Here is a 12609-nt window from a genome sequence, read left to right on the forward strand (position 1 = left end):
TTTAAATACAGTGAAATCAATATTTAATTATATACTTTAATATCTACATGGTATCAAAAAAATTAATTAAGCACACCTAAAGATATACTTACCTTTCCTTAGTTCATATATTTTTTGCAATAAATAGATACTATTCATGACCTGCACCATCGACAGGACTGATGCATTAACAACGTCTAAACTCAGACCGGTACCATAAAGTTTACGGCCATGATAATTGACAATAATATTTACCTGGTTATAAGTTGAAATGCCTTTTCTCTTTGTCGTCACATTATAATAATCTATTTCAAACTCATAACCACAAGCTTGTTTCATGCACTCAAATACAGCATTTACAGGACCATCACCAGTGGCTGTTTGAGAGATCTTGTCGTTACTTTCATTACCAGCCCTTGTAACTGTAAGGTTTACTGTTGCTTTAGTTCGTTCATCAGATTCTGTCATAACACTTAAAGTGTCAAATTTGTAAGGTTCGGCGACTTCACTATGCATATTGTCATGAAACACTAATGCCTCAAGATCATAATCATATACTTGGCCTTTAATATCAGCTAAATCTATAAATTTTTGATAGATATCTTCTAGGTTATAATCGTCTTCAGTGTACCCCATTTCAGTCAAACGATGTTTGATCACATGTCGCCCTGATCGAGAAGTCAGGTTGAGATTATTTTTATTTAACCCGACGCTTTCGGGCGTTATAATCTCATACGTATTTTTTCCTTTGAGAATACCATCCTGATGAATACCTGATGAGTGGGAAAAGGCATTTGCACCAACAATCGCTTTATTGGGTTGTACAGGCATATCACATAACTGACTAACTATCTGACTTGTACGATGAATCTCTTTTGATTTGATATTGGTTAAGAACCCCAGAGAATTTTCCTTGTTTTTTAAAACCATTGCTATTTCTTCTAAAGAGCAATTTCCAGCTCGCTCTCCAATGCCATTCATCGTACATTCGATTTGACGTGCACCACTTTGAATCGCTGAAAGAGAATTAGCTACAGCCAATCCCAAATCATTATGGCAATGTACAGAAATGATAGCATTATCAATGTTTGGTACACGATTAAATAAGTTCTGAATAATCATGCTATATTCATCTGGAACAGTGTAACCAACAGTATCAGGAATGTTAATAGTTTTTGCACCTGCTGAGATGGCAGACTCTACCATGCGGCACAAATTATCAATCGGTGTACGCCCTGCATCTTCACATGAAAATTCCACATCATCAGTATATTTTCTGGCATGTTGAATAGAACTAACAGCTTTTTTTAAAACACTATCAAAATCACTCCGTAATTTATGTTCAATATGAATTTTCGAAGTTGATATAAAAGTATGTATCCTAAATTCATTAGCGACTTTCAATGCTTGTCCAGCAGCATCAATATCATTCTTTAAAGCACGCGCAAGCGCACAAACTTTACTATCTTTAATCTGTTTAGCAATCATCTGTACAGATTTGAAATCACCAGGTGATGAAACAGGAAAACCCACTTCCATCACATCAACGCCAAGCCGTTCAAGTGCCAAGGCTATTTGCATTTTTTCATTCACTGACAAACTTGATGTAAGGGCCTGTTCACCATCACGTAATGTTGTATCGAATATAATAATTTGGTCAGACATTTCCCTTTTCCCAACTTTATATATTTAGTCATTAAAAGCTCAAAACATTCCTTTGATTTATTTTACCAAAACATCCAAAGGAACAGTCATCTTCGATTTAATTTGTTTATAAATAATTTACTCGATCAGAAATTTAACTTTTTATGATTTTATATTTCACTATAAATAACTCAAAAAAGTTCCTTTTATTTAAAATAAAATATTAAAAGGAACAGTTATCTTCGATTTCAAATCTTTTTATAAAGGACTTGATTGTTTTAGATCTTGAAAAGATATAATTCTGCCTGCTATGGCGCTGGCAGCAACAGTCTCCGGACTCGCCAGCCATACAGAACCAGGACCAGAGCGGCCAGGAAAATTCCTGTTAGTGGCACTGATCGTAACTTGTGATGAATCTGTGGAAGATCCAGGGCCACAGTTAGCGCATGCGCCACATGCAGGTTCTAATAAAACAGCACCAATCTCTTGGAAGGTATCCAAATAACCTTGTTCAAGGCAGTAATCCCGGACATCAACGGTACCGAACTGTAAATACAAAGTAACACGGTCTGGCAACTTCATGCCCCGATAAACAGCCCAAGACAGCACATGGTGGTATGCGTCAAAATCTTCACGCTTACCTGCAGTACAAGAACCGCCATAGGCAATATCTATTTCAACCAGCTCAGAGAAAGAATCAATGCTGATCCCATTCCCGGGATCACCTGGTGATGCAAGCATCGGCTGAATCAGGCTACAGTCAATATCAAAATTAGCAGTATAGTATGCGTTCGGATCACTGGTCATCCATGGATCTATCGTGAAATCAACACCCCGACGTTCTTTTAAGAATCGAACCGTTTTTGCATCGGGTGCAACAAGCCCAGTGAATCCGCCCAGTTCAGCGCACATATTTGTCAAAGTTGCCCGTTCGTCAATTGACAGTGCTGATATAACATCACCACGGAATTCAAAAACTTTGCCTACACCAACACCACCTTTAATATCTGGCAAAGCAAGAAGATATAATGCTATATCTTTCGCTGAAACACCCGGCTGCAACTCACCGTTTAATTCAATCAAAATTGATTCTGGCATGGTTAAACGAATCATCCCTGTAACAAGACAATTGGCCATTTCGGTAGAGCCAACACCAAACGCAACACAGCCCAAGGCACCACTATGACAAGTATGAGAATCTGTGCCCGCAACAATCTGGCCAGGTAGTGCATATCGCTCAGCCATAATGGCGTGTGATATACCTTCAGAACCCTCCGAGTTTTTTAGATATCCATGTGAAATCAAACCATGCTTTTCGGTAAATTCACGATGAACAGCTGACAATCCCTGAAGCTTATCGACCAATCCATTGGTCATATGTATGACACTTTTATGCATGTAAGACAGGTGGTCTTCAAAAGCAACAATGCTTTCCTTTTCATACAGATAAAGTGTGTCGGGGAAAACTTCATTAAGTAGGCTTGAACACATACCGGTATAGTATTCATGAAAAAATCGCCAATGAGCATGAACAAAAACACCTTTGTTGATAGAAACATCTACACCTGTATCTTTCGTAGGTACCAAATTCCTTTGAATAATTTTCTGAAAAAGTGTTTGGGGCGATTTTATATCTGCGTGACCTACAGTCGATAGTATATTCTCAGCTGAAAGGCATTGTTTTCCAAACTTTAATAATCCCCCCATCTGGATAATCTTTGCAGACAATTCATCACGATCCTGAACAAAATCCTCAATCTGTACGACTTCGCCTTTCATGACCCTTTCAAGTAATGAAAAGTCAGTCGAGGTTAACAGTCCGAGATTATCTGCATTCTGCCGATAAATCCTCTCAAAGCTTTTTGCAAAAACAATTTTTACACCTGCATATTTCTCTGCGGCAGGACTATGCTCTCTCGAAGATCCTTTACCATAACGGTAACCAGCAACAATCACTTCTATGCCAGACTTTTTTACTGCTCCTTGGCCAATTGGTAATGTATTTCCACATTTTAAGCCTGTATAAGGATACTCACCTAAAACACTATCATAATAAGATAATGAAGGGATTGGTGTAATCTCGTCTGTTGAAATATCATCTCTTAGTGTACCTGCCATATCCAGCGTAAATTTCTCTCCTGCTAACTGGCTTTCTATCTTATTCGGATCTTGGGTCAGAAATAATACGTTTGGTTTCAGTGATAACACGAAAATACCCTCTGTCAAAATTAGTTTTTTTCCACTAAATAATTAGCGAAATATTTTAATTATTATATATTTAAATCATTCGGCGCGTGTCTTTCCTCCCCAGATAGCACAAATAAGAGCGCCCTCATCAGACGACCAGGCATGCTTACTTCCGGGTTCATAGATTACAAAATCGCCTTTTCTATAAGTACCAAAATCATCAGTAAAACAGCCATCTAAGATCAAAAAGGTTTCATGTCCATCATGGATATGGCAATCAGCTCTTGCACCTGGCTGGCACTGCACAATTGATATTTTCTGAGCCGTCTTTTCACAGTGATATAAAGTTGCTATTCTGGCGCCATTACGTCCAAGGGTATTGTGCGCTTCCCAATTGATTATTTCTGGATTTTTAATCAGTTCATCAAAGTTAACTACAGATGGCATTTTCATTTAGAAATTCCTGTTTTCATTCGTAATAAATGTTTGTTTAATGGGTTTTGGAAACAAGTAAAGAGACATTAATGCGCTCAATCCCGAAGCCAGCCAAACCATATCCCAGCCATGTAGAGTAAGCAGAGCGGGAATCACGAGTGGTGTGACACAAAAAATGCCATACACAACAGTATTTCCCATTGCCAATGCTGTTCCTGTGCGTTCAACACCAGCAATAATTGCAAGTTCTGTATAAGCAACACCATGCCAAGCAGAAACAAAAATTCCCGAAATTGTAATGAGGGCAACCAAACTAATCATGATAAGCGGTTGAGATACCGAATCCTGAGGAAGAAGCGCCACTTCAAGTGCAAGCAACAAGAATGACGCTAGACTCAGCAAACAACATGTCCGTAAAAACTCTCTTCGATTCTTACGTTTGTCAGTCCATCGACCTGCCCAGATACGTGAAACTATCGCACCCACCTGAATAACAGCAAGACAAGTAGAAATAACCGCGACACCAACTTTTCCAAAGTCATTTAGAAATACAGTCGCAAAAGTAATAATGGCGAACTGAGGGGCACAAAAAATGCCTATAGCGAAAACAATGCGCCATACGCTTATTCGCTTCAGAGGACTCGTGATTTTCTGAGTCTGTGTCGCCGCATGAACATGAGTTTTACTTGATGTCTGCTTTTCACTTATCGGTTGGTACAGCCAGCGCCAAGAGTAAAGGGCACATATAATACAAAGAACAGCAGAAAATCCATAAATAGCATCAAAACCATAATTAAGGGCCAAAAAAGGAAACAACAACGCACCAATACCGTATCCGGCTGGAACGGCAGATTGTCTGAGGCTCATTGCAAATCCTCGTTCCCCCTCCTGGAACCAGGACATGATCGCACGCCCGCTTGCACCATTCACACAGCTCCCCAGCAAGCCAATGAACAACACACTTGTTGCAAGTAAGGGCAAATCCGGAATAAAGTCCTCTGTGGGTACGACGAAAAATGTCATAAAAATCAGGATTACAGAAGTTGAAAGAAGACCGATGACCAGAACAGCGCGGTCACCCAGACGGTCAGTAAGAAGGCCCCATGGCAACTCACTCACGGCGGCGCCAAGACCAATCATTGACATGACCCAACCTAAATGAATCGTCGACAACTCATAGCCTGCCCTCATAAAAACAGCACTGGCAGGAATCCCCCCAACAACCATTGAAAAGCTGATATTTGCAGCAATCCCTACGAACAGCACTCTCCAACGATGGGAGTGATTTGATGCATAATTTCTAGTTGGTTCCATAAAAATAAGCCTATTTAAATATTCTGACTATTCAGAGGTCAAAAACTTCTCCACAGTTAGTACTGTAGATTTTCGAGTTAAAAGCTTTAGTGCTGCTTGATGCGTTTCCTCATCCACTGCGGCGGTCGCATCTTCAAATACAAAACTGATGTAATCCCGATCATGTGCTTCGGCAGCAGTTGATAAAATAACATACTCTGTCGATACGCCAGTCAGCAAAAGTGAATCAACATCTAACTGTTTCAGGATTAAATCAAGATTTGTCTGATAAAATGGACTCACTCTGTTCTTTACAAGAATAATATCATTTTCCTGAGGCGCAATTTCAGGGAATATTTGCGTTCCCCATGTATTCAGTTTTAATAAATTGTGTCGTTTTGCTAATGAGAATACAGTTGATGATTCAGGACACTCAACATAATTTTCTGAAAAACCAACAACAACATAAATAATTGGAATGTCTTTTTCTCGTGCTGCATGTATCAGTTTTTTGGTGTTCTCAATAACACCGTTATTCTCTACTTGCTCAAAATAACCTTCTTTGGCATAAACACCATCAGGATGAACAATTTCATTAATAATATCCAGGACTAATAAGGCCTGGCCACGCTTCATCATCATATCAAACACTCAGGTAATTAAATTTCCAGTACAGAATCTACTTCTCGATCAAACACCGGTTTAACTGCTATTTTCTCTATATGTCTGGATAAAATATTCTCAGAAATAGCATCAGCATCTCTAAAGAAATCTGTCCAGAAGCCCGGCCTGCTGCTACCAGCTTGCATTAGCCAGCGAGTATGTTCTGTCGGGATACCAATTACATACACGTCTTTGATCCGCTGATTATTTTTATTGACTGGATTGAATGGTGCAGAAGAAACAGAAACTCCCCCCGTAACAAAAAAGCTGCTCTCCCCTTCATTAATATAATTATTCCAAATATCATTCTGGATTAGATTCTGAGTTAATTCAGATCTATCCATTGTGATATTTGTCGTTGGAATTCTTGCATCAATAACTGTGTCTGCATAATACGCCGTATCCTCTACAGAATCAGACTTCATCAAGAATTTTCCACTTTCAATGTCGCCTTGTATCTGCATATTAGGACCAAGTATTTTCAAAACACCAGCCTTCACCAATGCAATAAATTGCTTCGTCCTTTCCAGAGGTGGCCCTGCTGTTAAGAACATACTTCTTGGGACATACCAATTTAAAAATTCATGTTCGTGTGATTCTGGCGTCAACCCACCAAAGTTTACAAGAATCATGACGACAGATCGGGTATCACGAATGGTATCGAGCGCGGCTTTCAATGTTGAGTTTACGTTGCCTTGTTCAGCATTAAAAATGTCATCAGTCAAATAACTCAGCAATGAATCATGAAACTGTTCAGCACTTGAGAATTTCTGATTATGAAAAGGCCTTGCAAGCGCCTCGATATCTAGCTCAGGTAAATCTTCAATGCCAAATCTTTTTGCAGTCAAAGAAATGTCTGAGAAAGTCATCGATTGATTTGCAATAATAGAATCCTGAAACGCCTGTGCAGACTGCTCGCCACGATGTAAACGTATCGCTGTAAAGAAGTAAACGAAATGTACTTCCGCCATCAATACAGGTAGCACATCCTGTACAAAGTTTATTTTCCCTTTGCTTCTGAGTGTTTCCGCCCACTCAGACGTGAAAAATTTCGGCTGGTAGCGGTGATTTCCATCTTTTTGGTTCAAACCACGAGATGGAATAGGAACTCCACTTCTGGATCCGGCAATGATTTGGGGTTCACGACCAGATCGTACATAGTCATAAGTCCCGTCACTATTTTCTACAAATTTACCACCCCGGCCGATTGTAAATTCAGCCATTACATCATAAAAAGATAGCCCCAGCCCAATAATTCCTACGTTCTCTTTTTCAGAAACGCGATCTAACTTCATATCAGCAGCAGAGTCACCTTGAATATATTTCAATCCACCCCGCACGAGTGAAAAAGAAGATAGATCAAGCGCTTTTCCTGTCAGTTGAGGTAAAGCATGCCCCGTCGTTAATACAACTGAGTCAACAACAATATTCCCCCCAGATTTCAGCACTAATTCATAACAACTTTCTTCTCTGAGCAACTGAGTCACTTCACCCTTTATCTGAATCAGTTCAACATCATTACTAAAGCTATTTTCAATTGACTGAAGAACAAATTTCATATAGTGGCCATAGAGTCTGCGCGAAGCATAACTTTTTGGGCCAGGATAATCCTCTTGTGTCTTTTCCCACCACTCCTCAAGTGATGGGCCAGCACCTGGACGAGCTTCTCCCTGTACTAACTGCCCAGAAAATGCGGAAACCTCATTGGCCGGTGTATTCATGAGATAATGTTCTGCCTGCGTTGTCCGCCAAATGCGGCCGCAACCAACTTCAAAATTATCAATCAGGTAAATTTTCACTGGACCTACAGAGTCTGCGTTCAGTCGTGCTGCGAGACGCTCCAGAATGGATAAACCTCTGGGACCCGTACCTACAATCCCTATCTTTAAACATTTCTCTTGCGATTTCATGAATACACTCCTCCAGATTGTAGTGCTTCAATTGCTAGGCGAATTCGCTCTAATGCCTGGCTGATAACATCACGAGATGTTGCAAATGAAAGACGAACATATCCTTCTCCCCCTTCACCAAAAGCGATGCCTGGCGTCACCGCCACTCCAGCCGTGTTCAATAGCCAATGTGAAAACTCTGCTGAGTTTCCAATCTGAACTCCTTCAATATTTGCAAATACATACAGCGCACCATCCGGATAATCACATTTTATTCCCGGAATTTCATTGAGCCCTTCAACAATCAATTTCCGACGTGCCTGATACTCTTCCAGCATTTCATGGATTTTTGTTTGATCGCCGTTTAATGCTTCAATCCCCGCCTGTTGAACAAATGAACCAGCACAGCCCACCGTATGCTGCTGGATTTTCAAAATTTCTGAAATCATGGCTTCAGGACCAACAACATAACCAAGCCGCCACCCTGTCATTGCGTAGGCCTTCGAAAATCCATTAATAGTTATCGTTCTTTCAATAGCTCCTGGGAAAGCAGCAACACTGAAATGTTGATGGTCATCATAAATAACTTTTTCATAGATCTCATCGACAATTAGGATAATATTTTTATCCACTGAAAAAGAAATAATATCGTCAATTTCTTTTTCAGTGAGCATCTTACCCATCGGATTATTGGGATTATTTATTAAAATAGCTTTCGTCTTTTCGCTATATTTTTCTTCTAATCCATCTAAGGTAATCTTGAATTTATTTGACTGACTCAATGGCAATGATACGGGCACTGCACCAACCATTCGAGCCATTTCCTGATAGCTTACCCAGCTTGGTGTTGGAATGATGATCTCATCATCACTATCTAAAGCTGCCATTAGCGTAATAAATAAAGCATGTTTTGCCGATGGTGTGACTATTACCTCTTTATCTGGGTTAACTTGAACTTGATTTTCTTCAAATAATTTTTTTGAAATAGAATCCAAAAGCTCTTTCTTTCCACGACTTGGCGTATAATGCGTATCTCCATCGAGAATATACTCTATTGCTTTATTACAAATATTTTCAGGGGTAGAAAAGTTAGGTTCACCACCACCAAAATCTAAAATATCATTCCCTTCAGATTTTAAAAATCGAACTCTATCCAATATTTCATAAGTAGCTGATCTTTGGATCGAATAAACACGACTCGATAAGTTGACACTCATTTTATCCCTTTATATCAAGTTAAAAAATTATTAATCAGCAACAAGACCATAAGTGTTGTTAACCCAATGCTCTGAAAACTTATCTGCGACGGATTTATTTTTAAATGCATAAGTCTTCTGCAGCCACCTAGTACTGACAGACTCATCTTCATTGACTTCAAATTTTTCACGGCTATGCAAACCATATTGGTTTGAAAATATCAGTAAATCACCTTCAGAAATTCGATGCTTAACTTTAATAGAGCGTGTTAGGGCATGAATAAAAGATATCAATGCATCCTTTGCTTCTTCAGGGCTGTCTGAAGCAACAAAAGTCAATGTATCCATATATCTTATTGAATGATCACTCAATATTATAGGGTGCTTTTCTGAAACTGTATTTTTATTATTTGTTTCTCTCGAAAAAACATCGAAGTCTGTTACAAAGTAATTTTTCTTTAAAATTTCAATTGTTTCTTCAGGTAGTAAGGAAAAAATTTCTTTGTAATGAACAAATCCTGTATATGTAACTTCACCTTCAGGGCATCGGAGACCAAGTAATGTCACATAATCCGCCCTCACCTTATGAGCGGTTCTATCATTGTGATAAACCAGCTCACTGTCACTATAACCTGTCAGTTTTCCCTTATATTTGTTACGAGCAATTACATCGGTGAAGAAGCACCCATCATTTCGATCATAATATGACAGAAGTGGTGTCTCGGTTAAAATTGCTGTTAGTTCTAGAAGCGATTCAGAAATGAATGTCTTTTTTTTCAGATACTTATCTTTAACAGGGTCGTCTAGATCTAATAACGGAATTTCATCGTCAATCGGACAATTTCTTAGGGCGTGAACTTCACTAACCCCACTTTTACGTTCATTCAATATCCTTTTACAAACATCCACATAAAATTCAGGAATAAAATTATTATTGACCATCGATTGAATTTCTTTTTTAAAGTCTGGGTAAGACTCATATGGACTGACGGAAATCATATTCAAAGTATCAAATAAAATCTTATTCTCATCGTCTGAAAATGAGTAAAACGGCTTCATAACCAACCTTATTCTAATTAGTAAACAGATTGAAAATAAACATAAACTCACGAGTAAGAATCAGAAAGAGTAAACCTTTCCTGTCGCGATGAATACATTCAGTATTTAAGTGAAAATATCACTGATATAAATTAGTTATCCACATATAAAGGCAATCAATTTTTATGCAATTAGTTATATGCAGTAAGACTAATTGCAATCAGTTGTAAGTAACTGTAACCAATTGTAACAGGATGTTTGTAAATATTTCTACTGATCATTTTATAAATTTATCAAAATAAAAAAAATCAACATATACCACTAAAAAACAAACAAAAAATTAAAGCATTTGAGTTTTTTTTACAAATTCACAACATAATAATCCAATTGAAATGAACTTAATATCAATGAAAATACGCACAGTAATGTATATGCAGACGACAACTTAATTGTTTCTGCCCCCTAGGTGGCTTTGTTGCGTAAATCGCGGGAACTAAACATAAAACTTACGATCTGATCGGCTAAATTCAATTAAGTCTGTAATCTCATGTCTAAATCTCTAAACTGTACTGGTCGCCAGTTGTCGAACAGTATTTCAACCGTCAATTTATGAGTCTTGCCCCTGCTTTCAAAGACAAGCTGATTCAAGTTGAAAGGCCTTTTCGTGCTGAACTTATCCCACTAACCAAATAACGAGGGTAAAGTTTGTGGTTAAAAATATACTAGTAGCAGTCTTTGCAGCTGTGACTGCAAATACTGCTATAGCGAGTGAATATCGAACAGCTCAAGATGTCATTGACCGTTGGATGATTCTTGACACTTGCGTTGACTATGTGAAAGCCGAGAAGAAGAAAAATCCTAAATTCGACGCTGAAGCAGAACTTTTGAAATGTGCAAACGAAGCAGAAAAGCGTTTGTCTACTACGCATATTTAGGCGCATTAAGGGAAAGGGACATGGCTTACTGGCATTCAGCTAGAAAGGTAGGGTGAATATATGACGCACTTAATTACATCAATTTTGATGGTGGTTGTTCTTATTGAAGCGATAAAAGGGAAGCAAAAGCGCTTTGCACGATTTAGAATAGCGATTTTGTTTGCAAACATGGTGCTTTTTAACTTGGGAGTGTACAGCGAGCTAGTAAGTAATTTTGTTGTTTATTTGTAGTAGCTCAGACTTGATCTGACAGTTACCCGTTTTTTAACGGTGTTTTGTTAGCTTAGATTTGAGCTAAATTCTTTTCAGACCAAATCGATTTACCATCAATTAATGTTTCTTGTGGTGTTCGACCGCAGCACATTTTACCTTGATGAGTGCGTTCATTGTTGTAGTAATCTATCCATTCGTCCAGATCTTTTTGGAATTCATCCATATCAGCATAGAGCTTTTTCCTAAAAGTGATTTGATAGAACTCATTTAAAATTGTCTTATGGAACCGCTCACAGATACCATTTGTCTGAGGTGACATCGCTTTTGTCTTTGTATGATCAATATCGTTAATTGCCAAATATAGCTGATAATCATGATGATCTATTCGACCACAATATTCAGTGCCACGGTCAGTCAATATTCTCAACATAGGAAGCTCATGCTGCTCGAAGAATGGCAGCACCTTATCGTTTAATATATCAGCTGCTGTGATGGGGGTTTTAGTCGTATAAAGCTTGGCAAAGGCCACTTTGCTGTAAGTGTCAACGAAGGTTTGCTGATAAATGCGCCTAACACCTTTGAGATTACCTACATAAAACGTGTCTTGTGAACCAAGGTATCCGGGGTGCGCAGTATCAATTTCACCACAGGCTTCATCATCATGTTTCTTTTTCTCAAGGGCGGAGATTTGGGCATCCGTTAAGATAATACCGTCAGTAGCAACCTTGGCTTCGAGTGCTTTTAGCCGTTTCTTAAAGTTTTCTAGATCATGTCGTAACCAAATTGAACGTACACCACTGCCTGAAACGAAGATACCTTGTTTACGCAGTTCATTGCTGGTTCTATGTTGACCATGAGCTGGTTGAGAAACAGCATATTCCACGACTGCTTGTTCGGTGGCTTCGTCGACTCGATTCTTAATGTTAGGTGCTCTACGGTTTTTATCGATTAGGGCATCAATGCCTCCATCGTTGACGAGCTCTTGATAACGATAAAACGTATCTCTTGATACGCCCATGACTTTACACGCTCTAGAAACGTTACCTAGCTCTTCTGCTAAATTGAGTAAACCTGCTTTGTGTTTGATGATCGGATTGTTAGTATGAAGCATGAGAGTTACCTCTTTGTTTGTTTTGA

General features: G+C 38.8%; 11 protein-coding genes. 2 read left to right on the plus strand and 9 right to left on the minus strand.

What is annotated here, in order from left to right; translation table 11 throughout:
* Window positions 1-66: 66 nt before the first annotated feature.
* The 8 genes from leuA to KO511_RS10065 form a co-directional block, all read right to left on the minus strand.
* Window positions 67-1644 (minus strand): 2-isopropylmalate synthase, encoded by a 1578-nt coding sequence (gene leuA / locus KO511_RS10030; RefSeq protein ID WP_215987300.1) that lies wholly within the window; start codon window positions 1642-1644, stop codon window positions 67-69.
* A gap of 237 nt (window positions 1645-1881) precedes the next feature.
* Window positions 1882-3831: an aconitase family protein gene (locus KO511_RS10035; protein WP_215987301.1), complete on the minus strand. Its 1950-nt coding sequence runs from the start codon at window positions 3829-3831 to the stop codon at window positions 1882-1884.
* A gap of 75 nt (window positions 3832-3906) precedes the next feature.
* Complete coding sequence (locus KO511_RS10040) at window positions 3907-4263, minus strand: cupin domain-containing protein (RefSeq protein WP_215987302.1); 357 nt, start codon at window positions 4261-4263, stop codon at window positions 3907-3909.
* A complete protein-coding gene (locus tag KO511_RS10045; RefSeq protein ID WP_215987303.1) occupies window positions 4264-5559 on the minus strand; it encodes an MFS transporter in 1296 nt (431 codons plus the stop codon).
* Between the two features lie 27 nt (window positions 5560-5586).
* Window positions 5587-6180: a cysteine hydrolase family protein gene (locus KO511_RS10050; RefSeq protein WP_215987304.1), complete on the minus strand. Its 594-nt coding sequence runs from the start codon at window positions 6178-6180 to the stop codon at window positions 5587-5589.
* A gap of 17 nt (window positions 6181-6197) precedes the next feature.
* On the minus strand, window positions 6198-8111 hold the full coding sequence (locus KO511_RS10055) for an FAD/NAD(P)-binding protein (RefSeq protein ID WP_215987305.1): 1914 nt from the start codon (window positions 8109-8111) through the stop codon (window positions 6198-6200).
* Window positions 8108-9307 (minus strand): pyridoxal phosphate-dependent aminotransferase, encoded by a 1200-nt coding sequence (locus tag KO511_RS10060; RefSeq protein WP_215987306.1) that lies wholly within the window; start codon window positions 9305-9307, stop codon window positions 8108-8110. Before KO511_RS10060 ends, KO511_RS10055 begins: the two co-directional genes overlap by 4 nt.
* Before the next feature lie 30 nt (window positions 9308-9337).
* The gene (locus KO511_RS10065; protein WP_215987307.1) at window positions 9338-10345 is read right to left on the minus strand and encodes a TauD/TfdA family dioxygenase; all 1008 of its coding nucleotides are present in this window, start codon (window positions 10343-10345) and stop codon (window positions 9338-9340) included.
* 722 nt (window positions 10346-11067) lie between these two features.
* On the opposite strand from KO511_RS10065, the gene KO511_RS10070 reads away from it, so the two are divergent.
* Both KO511_RS10070 and KO511_RS10075 read left to right on the plus strand, forming a co-directional pair.
* The gene (locus KO511_RS10070) at window positions 11068-11259 is read left to right on the plus strand and encodes a hypothetical protein (RefSeq protein ID WP_215987308.1); all 192 of its coding nucleotides are present in this window, start codon (window positions 11068-11070) and stop codon (window positions 11257-11259) included.
* 60 nt (window positions 11260-11319) lie between these two features.
* Window positions 11320-11490, plus strand: coding sequence for a hypothetical protein (locus tag KO511_RS10075; protein ID WP_215987309.1), 171 nt, complete (start codon window positions 11320-11322; stop codon window positions 11488-11490).
* A 52-nt stretch (window positions 11491-11542) separates the two neighbouring features.
* Here KO511_RS10075 and KO511_RS10080 read toward each other — a convergent pair whose 3' ends face one another.
* Window positions 11543-12583 (minus strand): IS481 family transposase, encoded by a 1041-nt coding sequence (locus tag KO511_RS10080; RefSeq protein WP_215987310.1) that lies wholly within the window; start codon window positions 12581-12583, stop codon window positions 11543-11545.
* Window positions 12584-12609: the final 26 nt, after the last annotated feature.

This window comes from Vibrio hepatarius, assembly GCF_018860525.1.
Lineage (GTDB): Bacteria > Pseudomonadota > Gammaproteobacteria > Enterobacterales > Vibrionaceae > Vibrio > Vibrio hepatarius_B.